Origin of the sequence: Gluconobacter sp. P1D12_c (assembly GCF_018812105.1) — a bacterium.
Taxonomy (GTDB): domain Bacteria; phylum Pseudomonadota; class Alphaproteobacteria; order Acetobacterales; family Acetobacteraceae; genus Gluconobacter; species Gluconobacter oxydans_A.
Genome location: NZ_JACSIQ010000008.1, coordinates 53,808 through 71,513 on the forward strand (window position 1 = coordinate 53,808; position 17,706 = coordinate 71,513).

16 protein-coding genes are annotated in these 17,706 nt (G+C 57.8%); all 16 read right to left on the reverse strand.

All coding sequences use genetic code 11. The features are described 5' to 3' along the window. Positions 1-3: 3 nt before the first annotated feature. The gene (gene thiD / locus KP705_RS10480; RefSeq protein WP_046899930.1) at positions 4-813 is read right to left on the reverse strand and encodes a bifunctional hydroxymethylpyrimidine kinase/phosphomethylpyrimidine kinase; all 810 of its coding nucleotides are present in this window, start codon (positions 811-813) and stop codon (positions 4-6) included. 3 nt (positions 814-816) lie between these two features. Continuing rightward, positions 817-2,175: a phosphoglucosamine mutase gene (gene glmM, locus KP705_RS10485; RefSeq protein WP_046899931.1), complete on the reverse strand. Its 1,359-nt coding sequence runs from the start codon at positions 2,173-2,175 to the stop codon at positions 817-819. A 102-nt stretch (positions 2,176-2,277) separates the two neighbouring features. Continuing rightward, positions 2,278-4,182 (reverse strand): ATP-dependent zinc metalloprotease FtsH, encoded by a 1,905-nt coding sequence (ftsH, locus tag KP705_RS10490; protein WP_046899932.1) that lies wholly within the window; start codon positions 4,180-4,182, stop codon positions 2,278-2,280. A gap of 167 nt (positions 4,183-4,349) precedes the next feature. Continuing rightward, the gene (gene tilS, locus KP705_RS10495) at positions 4,350-5,510 is read right to left on the reverse strand and encodes a tRNA lysidine(34) synthetase TilS (RefSeq protein ID WP_235271715.1); all 1,161 of its coding nucleotides are present in this window, start codon (positions 5,508-5,510) and stop codon (positions 4,350-4,352) included. 61 nt (positions 5,511-5,571) lie between these two features. Next, positions 5,572-6,447 carry a tetratricopeptide repeat protein gene (locus tag KP705_RS10500; protein WP_215764423.1) on the reverse strand — a complete coding sequence of 292 codons (876 nt, stop codon included), beginning with the start codon at positions 6,445-6,447 and terminating at the stop codon, positions 5,572-5,574. Between the two features lie 155 nt (positions 6,448-6,602). Further along, a complete protein-coding gene (gene pal / locus KP705_RS10505) occupies positions 6,603-7,082 on the reverse strand; it encodes a peptidoglycan-associated lipoprotein Pal (RefSeq protein WP_046899934.1) in 480 nt (159 codons plus the stop codon). A gap of 597 nt (positions 7,083-7,679) precedes the next feature. Beyond that, positions 7,680-9,044, reverse strand: a complete 1,365-nt coding sequence (tolB, locus tag KP705_RS10510; RefSeq protein ID WP_203548395.1) for a Tol-Pal system beta propeller repeat protein TolB — start codon at positions 9,042-9,044, stop codon at positions 7,680-7,682. A 17-nt stretch (positions 9,045-9,061) separates the two neighbouring features. After that, positions 9,062-10,057 carry a hypothetical protein gene (locus tag KP705_RS10515; protein WP_046899936.1) on the reverse strand — a complete coding sequence of 332 codons (996 nt, stop codon included), beginning with the start codon at positions 10,055-10,057 and terminating at the stop codon, positions 9,062-9,064. Positions 10,058-10,069: 12 nt separating this feature from the next. Then, positions 10,070-10,507: a protein TolR gene (tolR, locus tag KP705_RS10520; RefSeq protein WP_046899937.1), complete on the reverse strand. Its 438-nt coding sequence runs from the start codon at positions 10,505-10,507 to the stop codon at positions 10,070-10,072. A gap of 3 nt (positions 10,508-10,510) precedes the next feature. Next, entirely contained in the window at positions 10,511-11,254 is a 744-nt protein-coding gene (gene tolQ, locus KP705_RS10525) for a protein TolQ (RefSeq protein ID WP_046899938.1), read from the reverse strand. Positions 11,255-11,331: 77 nt separating this feature from the next. Next, positions 11,332-11,757, reverse strand: coding sequence for a tol-pal system-associated acyl-CoA thioesterase (gene ybgC / locus KP705_RS10530; protein ID WP_046899939.1), 426 nt, complete (start codon positions 11,755-11,757; stop codon positions 11,332-11,334). A gap of 29 nt (positions 11,758-11,786) precedes the next feature. After that, a complete protein-coding gene (gene ruvB / locus KP705_RS10535) occupies positions 11,787-12,830 on the reverse strand; it encodes a Holliday junction branch migration DNA helicase RuvB (RefSeq protein ID WP_046899940.1) in 1,044 nt (347 codons plus the stop codon). Next, positions 12,827-13,429, reverse strand: a complete 603-nt coding sequence (gene ruvA, locus KP705_RS10540) for a Holliday junction branch migration protein RuvA (protein WP_046899941.1) — start codon at positions 13,427-13,429, stop codon at positions 12,827-12,829. Before ruvA ends, ruvB begins: the two co-directional genes overlap by 4 nt. Continuing rightward, a complete protein-coding gene (ruvC, locus tag KP705_RS10545) occupies positions 13,426-13,932 on the reverse strand; it encodes a crossover junction endodeoxyribonuclease RuvC (protein WP_046899942.1) in 507 nt (168 codons plus the stop codon). The genes ruvA and ruvC overlap by 4 nt, the downstream gene beginning before the upstream one ends. Continuing rightward, entirely contained in the window at positions 13,929-14,678 is a 750-nt protein-coding gene (locus KP705_RS10550; protein ID WP_046899943.1) for a YebC/PmpR family DNA-binding transcriptional regulator, read from the reverse strand. Before KP705_RS10550 ends, ruvC begins: the two co-directional genes overlap by 4 nt. A 32-nt stretch (positions 14,679-14,710) precedes the next feature. Further along, positions 14,711-17,449 (reverse strand): preprotein translocase subunit SecA, encoded by a 2,739-nt coding sequence (secA, locus tag KP705_RS10555; RefSeq protein ID WP_046900883.1) that lies wholly within the window; start codon positions 17,447-17,449, stop codon positions 14,711-14,713. Positions 17,450-17,706 lie beyond the last annotated feature (257 nt).

The window sequence follows — 17,706 nt, forward strand, 5'->3', positions numbered from 1 at the left end:
ACTTCAGGATTGGTACCAGTCCGGCCGGATCGTCACACCATGATTGACCGGCCCGTGACCAGCGCCATAGCCCGGCGCATTTGAGAGCGCGAGCCGTAGATAGGCATGAGCCCGACGTACCGCTGCTTCAAGATCCATACCCTGTGCAATGCCCGTCGCAATGGCACTGGCAAGCGTACAACCCGTTCCATGAGTATGACGCGTATGAATCCGCGTTGCACGGTGTACGTACTCATCACCATTTGGGAAGATCAGAAGATCCTCGAGATCCTCTCCCGTCATATGCCCGCCCTTAAGCAGAACGGCCGCGGCTCCCCGCTCTTGCAGGATATGAGCTGCCCGACGCATTCCTGCCAGATCATGAATGACCTCACCCGTCATGACTTCTGCTTCGGGAATATTGGGAGTCACGATCAAGGCCCGGGGCAAAAGACGGGTCATCACAGCGTCTACAGCATCGTCGGCTAGAAGAGCTGACCCGCTGGTGGACACCATGACCGGGTCAAGTACCAACGGGAGATGCGGGTGGCATTCCAGTTCGTCAGCAACGGCATGAACAATGTCTGCTGTCGCGAGCATTCCGGTTTTGCAGCAATCTGCACCCAGATCATCAAGAACGACCTGCATCTGCTGTCGAACAAACGCTGGAGAAACAGCCTCCACCCCAAAGACGCCGAGTGTATTTTGTGCCGTCAGAGCTGTAAGGGCGCTCATTCCAAAGCCCCCCAGAGTGGTAATGGTCTTCAGGTCGGCCTGAATCCCAGCCCCGCCACCCGAGTCACTTCCCGCAACTGTCAGAACCCGGCCACGCATACGTCAGGCCCCCGTAATTGCTCTGATCGCCTCACAGACATGATCCACGACCTGAAGAACCAGCGCATCGTCTTCTGCTTCCGCCATCACGCGAATCAAGGGCTCGGTCCCACTGGCTCTCAGAACCAGACGACCGCGCCCGGCAAGACGTTCTTCCGCCCAGGCTTTGGCAGCCGCCAGTTCGGGACTGCTCAACGGATTAGCCCCTGAGTAGCGAACGTTTTTGAGAAGTTGCGGGAAAGGCTGGAAGACCTGACAGATCTCACTGGCGGGCTTCTTGGTCTCCACTGAAACAGCCAGAACCTGGAGGGCGGCAATCAGCCCATCTCCGGTCGTAGCGTAATCGGACAGGACCATGTGCCCGGATTGCTCCCCGCCCAGGTTCCCACCATTCTCACGCATGCGCTCAACGACGTAGCGATCCCCGACGGCCGTCCGCTGAAGCTCCAGACCATCTTCCGCAAGAGCCTTCTCCAGCCCCATATTGGACATGACCGTGGCCACGACCGTGTTGGTCCGCAGACGTCCATGCTGCTTCCAGAATCGGGCGATCAACCCAAGAATCTGATCACCATCAACCAGATTGCCGTTCTCATCGGCGATCAGAACACGGTCGGCGTCTCCGTCCAGCGCAATGCCGAAGTCCGCGCCATGTTCTTTTACGGCAGCACAAAGCGTCTCTGGATGGGTGGAGCCAACACCGTCATTGATGTTCAGGCCATCCGGTGAACAACCAATCTTGATGACTTCCGCACCCAGCTCCCAGAGAGCAGTTGGTGCCACGCGATATGCAGACCCATTTGCGCAATCGAGAACAATCTTCAAACCATCCAGACGCAGTCCGCGCGGGAAGGAAGCTTTGGCGTTCTCAATGTATCGGCCAGCGGCATCGTTCAAACGAGAGGCACGACCGATTTCTGCCGGTGAAGCCAAACGCTGAGACAGGTCCTGTCCCATCATGGCTTCAATCTCCCCTTCCACTTCATCAGAGAGCTTGAAACCGTCTGGGCCAAACAGCTTGATGCCATTGTCGGTGAAGGGATTGTGAGAGGCCGAGATCATGACACCGAGGTCTGCCCGCAAAGACCGCGTCAACATGGCAATCGCTGGCGTCGGAAGCGGACCGACAAGGATCACATCCATACCGGCAGACAGAAAGCCAGCCACAAGCGCACATTCAATCATATACCCGGACAGGCGTGTGTCCTTGCCCAGCACAACAGTGTGTCGACGGCTCTGACTGCGCATGAAATACAGGCCCGCGGCCTGTCCAAGCTTCTGGGAAACTTCCACCGTCATTGGAGCGGTGTTTGCGGTTCCCCTGATGCCGTCCGTCCCGAACAGAGCCCTCTTGCTGGCCATGGTTATGAAATCCTGCCTGTCTCGATAGATAAGAAAAAGGCGCGGCACCGGAGAGGAAATTCCCCTCCAATGACGCGCCTTGCGGTGCGGTTAACGGTTTGATTAGCCTGCCTGAGGAGCCGGATCAAACGCACCCGGACGCGTCGTCGGCACAGAGGCGCGGCGATTATCCGGCAATTGCTCCTCATCGGACGGGCGCTCGATCGCCTCTCCACGCATGATCCGACCGACATCGTCTCCGGTCAGGGTCTCATACTCGAGCAGAGCCGCTGTCAGACGGTGTAGATCATCAATCCGCGTCAGAAGCAGATGATGCGCCTGCTGGTAAGCCGTATCAATCAGAGCCTTGATCTCTACGTCGATATCGCGTGCGGTCTGCTCAGACAGATTCTTGTTCTGTGTAACAGAGTGCCCCAGGAAGACTTCCTGTCCGTTATCGCCATAGGAAATCATGCCGAGCTTGTCGCTCATGCCCCATTCCGTGACCATTCGGCGAGCCAGATCAGTAGCGCTCTTGATATCACCAGACGCACCGGCACTGACTTCTTCCGGGCCAAAGATGATTTCTTCAGCAACACGGCCACCCATGGCAATCACCAGACGCGCCAGGCACCATTTCCGGCTGTAGGAAATGTTGTCTTTCTCAGGCAGCGTCATCACCAGACCCAGAGCGCGGCCACGCGGCACAATCGTAGCCTTGTGAATGGGGTCACTACCCGGGGTAAAGATCGCGCAGATGGCGTGTCCGGCCTCATGATAAGCCGTCGAGCGCTTTTCGTCTTCGGTCATGACCATGGACCGACGCTCTGCGCCCATCATGACCTTGTCCTTGGCCTCTTCGAACTGAGCCATTCCGACCGTGCGGCGTCCCTGACGGGCAGCCATTAGAGCAGCTTCGTTCACAAGATTGGCCAGATCAGCACCAGAGAAACCTGGCGTGCCACGAGCAATCACTTTCGGGTCCACATCTGAAGACAGCGGTACTTTCTTCATATGAACGCGCAGGATCTTTTCGCGACCAGCAACATCGGGGTTCGGCACAACGACCTGACGATCAAAACGCCCCGGACGCAGCAGAGCCGGATCCAGAACATCCGGACGGTTGGTTGCTGCAATCAGGATAACACCCTCATTGCTCTCAAAACCATCCATCTCGACGAGCATCTGGTTAAGGGTCTGCTCGCGCTCATCATTGCCGCCACCAAGACCGGCACCACGATGGCGGCCAACGGCGTCAATTTCATCGATGAAGATGATGCACGGAGCAGCCTTCTTGCCCTGCTCGAACATGTCGCGCACACGGGATGCACCGACACCAACGAACATCTCCACGAAGTCCGAACCGGAAATCGTAAAGAACGGCACATTGGCTTCGCCGGCAATCGCACGGGCCAGAAGCGTCTTACCCGTACCTGGAGGGCCGACCAGCAGGGCGCCCTTGGGGATCTTGCCGCCCAGACGCGTGAACTTCTGCGGGTCTTTCAAGAATTCGACGATTTCCTCGAGTTCAGCCTTGGCTTCATCGATACCTGCCACATCATCAAATGTGACGCGGCCCGTCTTTTCCGTCAGCAGACGAGCCTTGGACTTGCCAAACCCCATCGCACGGCCACCACCGGCCTGCATCTGGCGAAACACCATGAAGCACAGGCCAACAAGCAGAAGAACGGGAAGATAATTTCCCACATACCGCAGGATGGAGTTCTCACCGCTATCCATTGGCTTGGCTGTCACTTCAACACCCGCGCCGGTCAGACGAGCCGGAAGACCCGGATCCATCGGTGCATAGGTTTCGAAGGAGGTACCGTTCGTCAGTGTTCCAGAAATATTCTGTTCCTGGATAACCACCGAGCGCACCTGGTGCTCGTCCACATCATGGACAAAATCAGAATAGGCGATCTGCTGGGCAGCATGCTGGCTTCCACCGGGCTGGAAGGCGGTCAGCACTGCCATTCCGACCATGATGATGACCACCCAGATCGCAACGTTACGGCCTAAATTGTTCATCTCGTTCTCTGTCGTCCTTCAGACTGTCCGTCAGATGCAGCGGGGCTTCATCATCTCAACAGGCCGACGTCATAGTCTGCGTTGACTTCATAACATAGGCGGTCCTGCCCATGATCCTACCCCATCAAGGGCAGGAAAACGCATTTCCACGCATTTTGGTACGCTTTTCACCCGTTTACGCCGTTTTCGCCGGTAACTGGAACCCCTCCAGCCCAGACGAATGGAACCGTTCCGGCCCTTTCCAGAAGATCTGGCAACCCTATGACACGGCCATCGCGCCAAAGAGCGGGAAGCGTTTGCAATACTTCAACAGGAATTCCCAATCGTCTGGCATCAAGACCCTGCGCCCCGGTTCCAAGAGACCCAATAAGAGCTCCTTCAGGCACATCCTCTTGCAGGCATCGCCAGCGCCCATCCCAGAGAGGCTGTCCCGCAGCACAGACAGATGCCTCTACAGATCGCATTTCTCTAACAAAGATAACGCCGTCCCCAAATCGCCCTGCTGTCCGCATGATCACGCCCCCGAGTGAGCCCTGTCCCTGCTTTATGAGTGACAGGACTTTCTCACGCGATGGACGATAACGACTGCCAGAAACCAACCGTACCAGAGCAGACACGCTGTCCTCGCAAACGCCGTTTTTTCTTAAGAAAACCCAGCCCGCAGGATGCCATACGGCCTCATTCGCCAGTAAATCAGCTAAAGCCGCATCTCTTACCGCGCGATTCAGTAAAGCGCCTGCTTGCCACTTGCGAGCTTGAGTCCGCTCGCTCTGCGTCAGGTCCTGGCGCCATCGCACCCGTTCAAATCGACGATTCTGATTGGAAGGATCTTCGACCCAACTCAGGTCGGCAGCCCGCAGCGTCCCTCTCAGGCGTTCGGGATGGCAGGTTAACAACGGTCGAACAATCCTGATCCGCCCCCGAATGGCAGATGCAGCAATCCCGGCCAAGCCAGCTTGTCCGCTTCCTGCGCCATGCCGCATCGAGACGGTTTCATCCTGGTCATGAAGATGGTGCGCCACCAGAAGGTCCAGGCACCCTGCGTCGACACATGCCCGTTCCAGAGCGTCAAATCTCGCATCCCGGGCTCGCTCCTGAAGCCGCCCCTTTGGAAATGGCGCCAGAGTTAATACCCGGGCTTCCACGCCCATCTCGGACAGCCTTTGAGCCGTTAGTCTCGCTTCTGCTGCGGACTCGGGACGCAAGGCATGGTCAACAATGAAGGCGAGAACATGCTGGCGCCAACGCTGTGCAAGCCATGCGAGCGCCAGAGAGTCTGCGCCTCCGGAAACTGCAAGCCCGACCGGCGCAGTTGGCGTATCAGGCAACCAAGGCCCCAAAGACTCCACCCAAGCAGAAAACTCTGCCGCCTGGATGGGAGTTTTTACATCAGTGACAGGCCGCACGCCCACGGAACGTCGCTGCTGCCGATTTTACGCGAGGCGTTGGTGTCGGGAATTCGGTCTTCAGCTTATCAAGTGCCTGACAGGCCGAGTTCTTATCGCCCATAGCCAGAAGAGAAGCCGCAACACCCAGGAGGGAGTCCTGTGCTTTCGGCGTTTTCGGAGCTTTATTGTAGGCGTCGTAATAGGCGACCGCAGACTCACGATACTGCTTCTGCCCCGCTAGGGACTGAGCCAGCAGGAACTGAGAATCCATTTTACCCGAAGCGCTTTTGGCAGTCTTCACGGCAAAGCGTGCATTCGTTTCAGCATCTTCATACTTGCCAGCCTTGAGGGCAGCATTGCCGGCCTTCAAAGCTTCAAGAGCCGTTTTGGGGGCCTCATCGGAAGACGCAGGCGCCGTCTCTGCGGCTTTAGACGTGGCAGCAGCGGCAGGAGCAGACGCTCCACCTCCACCGCCGCCATTCTGGGAGGCGAACTGCATGTCAGAAATCTGCTTGGACAGATTGGCCTGCGTTTCCTTCTGCGCGTTGCTGAGCTGATCCAGTTCACCCCGCATCTGACGGTTTTGCTCTTCAAGCGCAGCAACACGCTCGAGAAGCTGGGCGGTCATGTTGCCATCAGCTCCCGAAGAGGAGGAACCACGCGACGATGACGAACTTGGCGCAGGCAAAGGCCCGCTATTCTGGATCTGCGAAAGCTGCTGCCGCAATGAGGCAATTTCATCCTGAAGGGCAATCGCCTCGCGGGAGGAAATACCCCCACCATCTGACGCGTCCTGAGCCATGACTGGCAGGACAGGACAAAGCACAGAAAGCGCCGTTCCGAGCATGACGGCACGGAGGGGACGGGACAGGGCCATGCAAGATCTCCTGAAACATGTTCGACGCCCGGTCTGAGCGCCCTCTCGCAATCACCGGCGAGTTCGGCTGATGAACAGTCTTAAAACAGAAACGGCCGGGGGATAAACTCCCCCGGCCGTTCAAACTGTCAGTCCGTCAGACGGATGACCTGGGTTCAGCGAACCGAGGTGATCGCGTTACGGTTCTGAGCCCATGAGGCTTCATCGTCACCGTCAGCCGTCGGACGATCCTTGCCGTAGGAAATCGTCGTGATGCGGGAAGCGCTCACGCCCTTGGCAACAAGGTAGTCACGAGCAGCATTCGCACGACGCTGGCCGAGAGCAATGTTGTATTCTTCGGTGCCGCGGTCATCGCAGTTACCAGCGATCTGAACGCTGACCTGCGGGTACTTCGCAAGCCATGCAACCTGCTTGTCCAGCGTCGCACGAGCTTCTTCAGAAAGCTGGGATACATTCAGCTCGTAGAAGATACGGTCGCCCACATTGGCAACCAGGTCAGCTTCGCTGCCCGGCGTCGGGCCGGCTTCCTGCGTGGCTGCGCCAGCACCGGTGCTGTTGCCCGTATCGGTTTTGCCGTCGGAGCAGGCTGCGAGAACAAGCGCCAGACCAAGCGCACCAAACACCTTGAACTTCATGTGTCTCAACCCTGAGAACGGTTCCGTATCAGAAACCGAAATGCGGCATATTGCCGCGTTGTTCCGGACCACACACCCTTCCACTCAGGAACGCTCAAGAATCCTTCACGAACTCTCTGCGAACCACTGGAAAAGCACTGGCCACTAGCGCCCATACCCATGACTTAAATCCGGGGTCAAGCATCCTGTGCGTGCCTACCCCTGAGCCAGAGAACGATTCTGTTTCGAAACTAGAAAATGCAACATAAATGTCACAGCAGTTAGACAGGAATGTGGCGGAATTCTGCCAGTTGTTTTGCTGAACATTCTTTAATCGTTTTATCCTCATGCAAGCCTTGCGTATCAGCCAAGCGCCGCATGCGGGGCACATTCAATCCGGGAGCTGAGGCGCTAAAGTCGATTTACAGAAGATGCGATGGAACGCCGGACTCTGACACCTGGAGGGAACGCCCAAAATCGACTCCGTTCAAAGCCATTTTTTACGCACTTCATCAGGACAGATGTGTCGTGTCCCTGTGTGATCGAGCGAACGCTCCAGATCTGTTCAGGGCAAAATACTCCCCGTTGATCGTTGCCAACGGGGAGGAAAAAAGCTGATCAGCCGTTCAATGGAGACCAAGCCGGGTCAGACGCACCTGTTGCCGTGCGGATTGGGCGCTCATTGAAGCCCGTGATGTCAATTGTACCAATGCCAGACGCAAATCCGGCACCGCCCGCACCCGAAGCGCTCTGACGGCAGAACGCCAGCACGCGGCCATTCGGACAGAACGTCGGAGATTCAACAGTAAAGCCCTGCGTCAGGATACGTTCGCCCGTACCATCCGGGTTCATGACGCCCAGAGAGAAGCCACCATGCCCAATGCGGGTAAAGGCAATAAGATCGCCACGAGGTGACCAGACCGGAGATCCATACTGGCCAGAGCCATAGGAAATCCGGCGCGCACCACCGCCCGATGCACCCATGATGTAAAGCTGCGGGCTACCGCCACGATCGGAGTTGAACACGATCTGGCTGCCATCGGGGCTGAAGCACGGGCTGGTATCAATCGCACCACCAGAGCTGGTGATCTGATGCTTGCTGCGAGAAGCCAGATCCACAACAAAAATGTCAGATCCACCACCACGCGTTGCAGACAGAACAACGCGGCTTCCATCCGGAGAGAAGCGCGGCGCGAAGGAAATGCCGTCAAACTCACCCAGCATCTGCTGACGGCCAGAGCCCAGATCAAACAGATACACGCGCGGACGGTTGTTCGCATACGACATGAACGCAACCTGATCGCGCGCCGGGTTGAAGCGCGGCGTTAGGGTCAGCCACTGGCCGCCTGTCAGCATCCGGGAATTGAACCCGTCCTGATCCATCAGCGCCAAACGGGTGATCTGATGGCGGCGCGGACCTGTACGGGCAATATAAGCGATACGGGTATCGAAATACCCCTTTTCGCCCAGCATCCGCTCATAGATCACATCAGCAATGATATGGGCAATGCGGCGCCAGTTGGATTGCGATGCCGTGTAGGCCGTGCCTTGAAGCTGCTCACCGGCCACAACGTTCCACAGACGCATCTCAACACGAACACTGCCTGCCCCGATTGCACGTCCTGCAACAGCTGCACGCGCGCCCTGTGCCTTGAGCCCACTGAAGTCTGGAGTACCCGTAGGCGACACATCGCCTGTCATCACTTTGAACAGGCCAGTCCCAGCCAGATCGGAAGAAATGACACTGGAGATCTGTTCCCCCATTCCGGCACCAAAGCTCGGAATGACAATGGGAATAGGCGCCTGACGGGCCTGATCAACAGTAATTTCAGCTTCCCCAGCCCCACCGGCCGCAGTTCCTTGCGCAAAAGCAGAAAGCGGGGTTGCAAGAAGACTACCAGCCGCGGCTGTGGCACCGAGGATGGAACGGCGCGACAGCAGCGCGCTCAGAGCATCAGCTTCGGAATCGGAAATGAAGGTCATGATGATTCCTCTAGGGTTTACGGCCTGAAGACAAAACGCAGCTGATGCGTCTGGCCTAGCAGGTTGGAAGGAATGGGGAGATGGGCACAGGTCGGGCTCAGAACCGCATCCCGTGCACGCTCCGCCAGCACACGATAGGATGGGTCTGACGCCATCTTCGCTGCCGTATCAGGAGCATACTTCACAAGACGCGCCTCACCCGTTGCATCCACCGTCACAATCAGATGCGCGACAAAGCTCGCATAGTTCCGCGCTTCCGTGTCTTCCGTGTAGCAACGCCGCACGGAGCCACCGATCGCCTTCTGATCCGCCATGGACAGAGACTTGGTGATATCGCCATTCGGCACACCGCCGCCATCCGGCGCACCACCCTGCGGCGGGTTGGCTTTCGCCTTGGGCGCATGCGTCTGCTTCTGGTCAGACCGGAAACTGTCCAGCGTTGCCAGTAGCGAGTGACTGTCCGCCTGCGTATTCTTGGACGCATTCGGCTGGGTCAAATGCGAGAACTTCGGCGTATCCGGCAGCTTGTCAGCCTTCTGTGTCTGCGGGCTCGGCGGAGCCACCATTGCAGACTTTGAAGGCGGAGACGGCTTCGGCGGAGACGCAGGAACAGGCTCAGGCGACGGCTCCGTAATTTTTGGCGGAAGCTTCGTCGGCGGCAGAGGCTGAGGCTTGGTCTCAGGCGTAGGCGGAACAGGCTGCGGCGGCGGCGGTGGCGGAGGCGGTTCTTCCGTCGGCGCCTTCAAAGGAGGTGTCGGAGACGGAGGAGCCTCGTTCTTCACGGGCGCAGGCGCAGGAGCCGGCTTCGGAGCCGGATGGTCAGCCTTGATGGGATGGGTAGGAGGCCCTGCCTCCTCAAATTCCATCTGCACCGCCGGAGGCTCCGGCGGTTCAGGTGGTTTCTCGAACGGGATCCGCACAACCAGGTACAGGATCAGTGCCGCATGGACACCGACTGAACCCAGAAGCGCGTTGCGAAAGCGACGCCTGTCCGAACGACGTGGACGCACCACTGCGGTGTCCTCTTACTGGCCGCTCTGAGGCTGCTGAGCCAGCAGTGCCACATGCGTAAAGCCGCCAGACGTAATCTGTCCCATGACCTGCATCACGCGACCATAGTCGATATGTGCATCAGCCCGGACAAAGATCCGATGGTTCGGATCATTCTGGGACTGGACCTTGAGCTGGTCCACAAGCTGCTCGGGTGTGATCGGGTCTTCCCCCAGGTACAACGAACCATCGTTGCGCAGGGAAACCGTGATCGGCTTGGTGTCAGCATTGACCGGGCTGGCATCCGTCTTGGGCAGATCGACATTGACGCCACTGGTCATCATCGGCGCCGTCACCATGAAAATGATGAGAAGCACCAGCATGACGTCCACAAGCGGCGTAACGTTAATCTCAGACGCAGGGCGCCGACGACGGCCGCCCATACGCCCACCTCCTCCAGCGGACATCCCCATGGATCAGGCCTTCCCGCTGGACGTCTCGTCCGCACGTTCTTCCGACTGACGGGAAAGAATGGCGGCAAATTCGGTCCCGAACGCATCCATGCGGTCCGCGAACTTGTCCAGCGAGTTGCTGATGACGTTATAGGCCACATAAGCCGGGATAGCGGTCACAAGACCGATCGCCGTTGCGAACAGAGCTTCGGAAATACCCGGAGCCACAACGGAGAGGTTGGTGTTGTGCATGGCAGCGATCGAGCCGAACGCATGCATGATACCCCAGACCGTTCCGAACAGTCCGACGAACGGCGCAACCGGGCCAATCGTGGCAAGGAAAATCACGCGACGACCCAGACGGTCGTTTTCACGCGAAACGGTGATGTTGATGGCACGGTCGATACGGTCCCGCACGCCACCGCGCGCCAGATCAATTCCGACAATACGTGCCGAGCGACGCCATTCGCCCATGGCAGCGCCGAACACGGCGGCCATCGGATGAGTCGGGCGTGCGCCATCAGATTCGTAAAGGTCGTCCAGCGAACCGCCGGACCAGAAACGGTCTTCAAATTCCGTTGCTTCGCGATTGACGCGACGCATCAGAAGGATTTTTTCCGCAATGATCGCCCACACGCCTGCACTGCACAGGACGAGCCCGACCATGACCAGCTTAACGACGATGGACGCGTGCAGGAACAGGTCCAGAGGCGACAGACCGGCCGCACCGACCGCCCCAAGCGCACTCGAACTTACCTCATGATCCACTGTTCTCTCCTGTCCAGATCCTGTCCCTTACGGGTCAGGACTCTCCATTGCACTTCGTGAGGAAACAGGAAAGTGGGTCAGACCTCTCCAGCCTCGAGTTTTCGAACAGCATCACACCACCGAGGCGGAATTTTGGCAGGTTTCATGGCTTCGGCAGAAAGACACGCCAGCTCTACGTCAATGACGACGGCGGTTTCGTTGCCATTCGTGCTGTTTCGAACAGTTTGTTCAAGTTTCAACCGCGTTGGCGTCATTGCAACCAATGCCGTCTCGATTTCCATTTCATCATCGAGTCGCAACGGCGCGCGATAACGCACCCCAACCTGCCGCACGACAAACGCCAGACCAAAATCGCGCAGAAGCTCCGTCACCGAAGCCCCTGCATCCCGCATGGCTTCACTGCGCGCACGTTCTGCAAAACCGAGATAGCGGGCATGATAGACGATGCCACCTGCATCCGTGTCTTCGTAATAAACCCGGAAACGGATCTTATGCGTTGCCATCAGTTTCTCCGCTTATTGGCAGTAGCTCTTCAGCCTGCCGTGTCGTCGTCGAGCCCGGACAGAAGATCAACCTGGCTCGCTGGCGGGTTCAGGCCCAGATGTCTCCACCCAGCCTCACCCAACATGCGCCCCCGCGCTGTCCGCAGGATGAGCCCCTCCTGAATCAGATAAGGCTCGATGACGTCTTCTAGTGTGTCACGCGCCTCTGCCAGACCGGCAGCCAGCGTCTCGACACCCACAGGGCCACCATGGTGGTGCTCTGCGATACGCTGAAGATAGCGGCGGTCCATTGCATCCAGACCGCGCTCATCAACTTCAAGACGGGAAAGTGCGGCATCAGCCGTCGCGCGATCAATGATCGGCTTCTTCGCGACAAGCGCAAAATCCCGAACGCGACGCAGAAGACGGCCCGCGATACGGGGCGTGCCGCGGGAACGACGAGCAATTTCCTCTGCTCCGTCATCATTCAGATGAACCCCGAGCTTCGTGGCGCCGCGTGATACGATCGCCCGCAACTCTTCCGGCGTGTAGAACACCAACCGCAAAGGGATACCAAAACGATCCCGAAGAGGCGTTGCCAACAAACCTGCACGGGTTGTGGCGGCAACAAGCGTGAATGGCGCCAGATCAATCCGCACCGAACGTGCTGCCGGCCCTTCCCCGATAATCAGGTCGAGCTGGAAATCTTCCATCGCCGGATAGAGAATTTCCTCAATCGCCGGCTGAAGACGATGAATTTCATCGATGAACAGCACATCACGAGGCTGGAGATTTGTCAGGATTGCCGCAAGGTCTCCAGCGCGCTGAATTACCGGCCCAGACGTCGCCCGAAATCCAACGCCCAGTTCACGCGCTACAATCTGCGCCAGCGTGGTCTTGCCTAGACCTGGCGGTCCATGCAGCAACACATGATCCAGAGCATCTCCACGGGCCTTTGTTGCCTCGATGAAGATAGCCAGATTTTCACGGCTTGCTTTTTGCCCTGTAAAATCCGCGAGCGTTTCAGGCCGTAAGCCGCCTTCGGCAATATCGTCCGGCAGGCGTGCGGCATCCGTTTCACGAAATTCGCTCATCGGGCGAGATCCTTCAGGCAAAGGCGAATTGCCAGATCAAGCGAGGCATTTTCGTTTTCGGCCAGAACACGACTGAGAACAGGCCAAGCCTCCGCCCGCCGAAAGCCGAGACCAGCCAGCGCCAGAAGTGCATCATTCTCAACACTCGGCCCGGTCACCACGCCTGGCATCGGGGCGGACGCGCCACCACCGGGCATTTTGGCAACCTTGTTACGAAGTTCGCTCAGAATTCGATCAGCAAGACGAGGGCCGACACCTGCCGCCCGCGTCAGAGAACCACGATCTCCGGCATTGATTGCCAAGAGAAGCTCACCGGGAGAGTTGGCCGAAAGGATCGCAAGCGCAACCTTGGCGCCCACACCTTGCACGGTCGTCAACAGGCGGAACCACTCGCGTTCGTCCGTTGTCACGAACCCATACAGAAGGATCGCGTCCTCCCGAACGACGGTTTCGATCAGAAGACGCACAACTTCCGGAGGCTGCGGAACAGATGAGAGTGTGCGTGTTGACGCTGACACCACATAACCCACACCATTGACGTCAACGATGCAGCGCTCTCCTTCGATCTGCCCAACGAGCCCTGTAAGCTGTCCAATCACGCCATCCGCCTTCCAGCCGTTACATAGGCCGCGCTTGCACGATAATGAGCATGACAGATCGCTACAGCCAGCGCATCCGAAGCATCGGCCTTGTAGATGGCGACGCCAGGAAGCAGCCGCTTCACCATCATCGTGACCTGCTCCTTCGTGGCAGACCCGGTTCCCACAACAGATTTCTTGACTGTCATAGCACCATACTCTGCCACCGGAAGGCCTTCGTAAGCGGGCGTCAGAAGCGCCACGCCACGGGCATAACCGAGTTTGAGCGTGGAAGAGCCATTGCGGTTTACGTAAGTTTCCTCAACCGCTGCTTCGGCGGGAGCATACTCACGGATCAGGTTCTGGAGTTTCCCGTGCAGCTCACAGAGCCGCAGGGGAACCGATTCATGACCATCTGTCGCAATCACACCAGAGGCCACATGCTTCAGGCGGTTGCCATCCACATCAATAATTCCCCAGCCCATGAAACGCAGGCCGGGGTCTATTCCCATCAGACGGATCAAGCGGCGAGCGCCTGCGCCACATCGTCTGGAAGGTCAAAGTTGGCGTAAACAGCCTGAATATCGTCGTTATCTTCCAGAACGTCGATCAGCTTCAGAACTGTCCGGGCCTTCTCTTCATCCAGAGAAATGCTGTTTTCCGGGCGCCAGTCGAGCTTGGCGGACTGTGGCTCGCCGAAACGACCTTCAAGAGCGTCACGCACTGCGAAGAAGTTCTCCATCTCGCAGGTGATCTCGTGCCCTTCCTCGGTCAGCACGGCATTATCCGCACCAGCCTCAATGGCGGCTTCCAGCATCTCGTCTTCAGAGGCGGCATCGACCGGATACGTCACAACACCCAGACGCTGGAACATGAAGGACACGGAGTTCGATTCACCCAGCGAACCACCATGCTTGGAGAACGCTGCCCGAACTTCACCGGCCGTCCGGTTCCGGTTGTCAGTCAGACCTTCGACGATGATCGCCACGCCAGCCGGGCCGTAGCCTTCGTAGCGCACTTCCACATAGTCTTCGCCGCCAGCAGCACCAGATGCCTTCTTGATGGCACGCTCGACGTTATCTTTCGGCATATTCGCTTCACGCGCTGCGGTAACAGCAGCACGCAGACGCGGGTTGGATGCCGGGTCAGGCAGACCGGACCGCGCTGCAACCGTGATTTCACGCAGGATCTTGGCGAACTGCTTGGCGCGCTTAGCATCCTGCGCACCTTTACGGTGCATGATGTTCTTAAACTGTGAATGACCGGCCATCGGTCGCTCCTTCCTCTACGGGTCTCAGAGGCTCAGACGAGCCTGCCATGACAGTGTTTGAACTTCTGGCCCGAGCCACACGGGCAAAGCGCATTGCGCGGCGTTTCTTCATACCACTGCTGAAGCGTCGCTGCATCCGGCTCGTTAACTGAGCCCGCAGCCGCAAACTGTGCCTGCGGCGCTGCAAAGCTCACAACAGGCTCTGGCTGCGTCAGTGCGGGCGCTGCTGGCGGCGCTTCAAAGCTTTCATGGTGTGCTGAGCTATCGACCACCGGATAGGGCGGCGGCTCACTCACAGCCTGGATCCGGCACATCGTCTGCGTCACACGCAGGCGCATGTCATCCAGCATTGCCGTGAACATCTGGAAGGCTTCCTGCTTGTATTCGTTCAGCGGATCCCGCTGCCCATACGCACGCAGGCCGATACCCTGGCGAAGCTGATCCAGCCCATGCAGATGCTCTTTCCAGACGGCATCGAACGTGGTGAGAACAACCTGCTTCTCGATCATGCGCATGAGGTCCGGCCCCATATTGGCCGTCCGGGCAGCCTGAGCCTTCTGGGCTTCAGCTTCCACGCGCTCGATCACGCTGTCAGCGTCCATGCCGTCTTCCTTCGCCCAGTCAGCGATCGGAAGCTCAAGATTCAGGACGCGGGAAATTTCAGCAGTGAGCCCAGCCGTATCCCAAGCCTCGGCAAAGGATTTCTCAGGAATATGGGCGTGAACCAGATCTTCGATGGTGTGCAGGCGCAGTTCCGCAATCACGCCCGACAGATCTTCGGACGACATATATTCCTTGCGCTGGGAATACACTTCCTTGCGCTGGTCATTCATGACGTCGTCGTATTTCAGCGTGTTCTTGCGCATGTCGAAGTTACGGGCTTCAACGCGCTTCTGAGCCTTCTCTACGGCCTTGTTCAGCCAAGGGTGAACAATCGCCTCCCCTTCCTTCAGACCCATCTTCTGCATCATCGCGCCCATACGGTCGCCAGAGAAAATGCGGATCAGATCGTCTTCAAGGGACAGGAAGAAGCGGGAGTTACCCGGATCGCCCTGACGTCCCGAACGGCCACGCAACTGGTTATCAACACGACGGCTCTCATGACGCTCCGTACCGATGACATATAGGCCCCCGGATTCATGAACCGCGCCATGATTGGCTTCAACGGCTGCACGGATTTCTTCGGTGATGCGCGCACGCTCTGCGTCATCCTCGATCCCATCCGTATAAGCATGGGTCAGCATCTCGATGTTGCCGCCCAGTTTGATGTCCGTTCCACGACCCGCCATGTTCGTGGCAATCGTAATCGCACCCGGAGCACCAGCCTGCGCGATGATGCTGGCTTCTTTCTCATGATGACGCGCATTGAGCACGCTATGCTTGATGCCGCGCTGATCCAGAATGCTGGAAAGGTACTCGCTTCTTTCGATAGACGTCGTACCCACCAGGATTGGCTGCCCCTTGGCGCTCACTTCCTGGATCAGATCTGCAACGGCGTTATATTTTTCGCCCGCAGTCAGATAAACTTCATCGTCCGTATCAATCCGCTTGACGGCACGGTTCGTCGGAATTTCAACAACCGTCAGGTTATAGATTTCCGCAAACTCATCCGCTTCCGTCATAGCCGTACCCGTCATGCCGGAGAGCTTCGGATACAGGCGGAAGTAGTTCTGGAATGTGATGGATGCGAGCGTCTGGTTTTCCTGCTGGATCTCGACGTGCTCTTTCGCTTCAAGCGCCTGATGCAGGCCATCGGAATAACGACGGCCATCCATCATACGTCCGGTGAATTCATCAATGATGATCACCTTGCCGTCACGGACGATGTAATCAACATCCCGCGTGAACAGCGTATAGGCGCGAAGCGACTGCTGAACGTGGTGAACAACAGCCACGTTATGAATGTCGTACAGGCCGCCTTCCTGCAGAACACCGTCCTGGTTCAGGAGCTCTTCGATACGGTGTGAGCCAGCTTCCGTCAGCGTAACACTGCGCAGCTTCTCATCCTTATCGTAAGCTTCCGGCTCCAGCACTAGCTTGGCCACAACCGCATCAACAGTCCGATAAAGGTCGGAGCTGTCATCTGCCGGGCCAGAAATGATCAGCGGCGTCCGGGCTTCGTCGATCAGGATGCTATCCACCTCATCCACGATCGCGTGGTTGAACGGACGCTGCACCATATCGCCGAGCGAATATTTCATATTGTCGCGCAGATAATCGAACCCGAACTCGTTGTTCGTTCCGTAAGTAATATCTGCTGCGTAAGCTTCACGACGTTCCTCATCACCCAGATTCGGGATGATCACGCCGGTTGTCAGACCAAGGAAGCTGTAAAGAACAGACATTTCCTCGGCATCACGACGGGCCAGATAATCGTTCACCGTCACAACATGCACGCCCTTGCCGGACAGCGCGTTCAGGTAAACAGCCAGCGTTGCAACAAGGGTCTTGCCCTCACCAGTCCGCATTTCCGCAATGCGACCGTCATGCAGAACCATCGCGCCGATCAGCTGCACGTCAAAATGACGTTTGCCCAGAACACGGCGGGAGGCCTCACGGCAGACGGCAAAAGCTTCAGGCAGCAGTTTATCAAGGGTTTCGCCTTGGGCGACCCGCTCCTTGAACTCTATAGTCTTGTGCTGAAGCTGCTCGTCACTGAGCCCCTGAACCGTGGGCTCCAGAGCGTTGATCTCCGGCACACGGCGCTGATACGCCTTGAGCGAACGATCATTGGCGGAGCCGAAAAGGGCGCGTGCGAGGCGTGCGAACATGCTGAACCTTGAGATGCCGAGCACCCGGCCGGAAAAGCTCTTTCCACCATCGGAAAGACCTCCCAAACCAGGCAATGACGATTTTCACGTCAGGTGGAGATAGGACCCGTGTGCCCATGGGTCAATGGAGAGGGACCAGAGAAGGCCCTCAAAATACCCATTTCCGCTACGTGACGGAATGGTAAGGGTGCGCGCACTTGCAGGGTTGAGCGGCCTTTGTCATGGTGCAGTCCATTCGGTTTTTCTTATTCTTTATA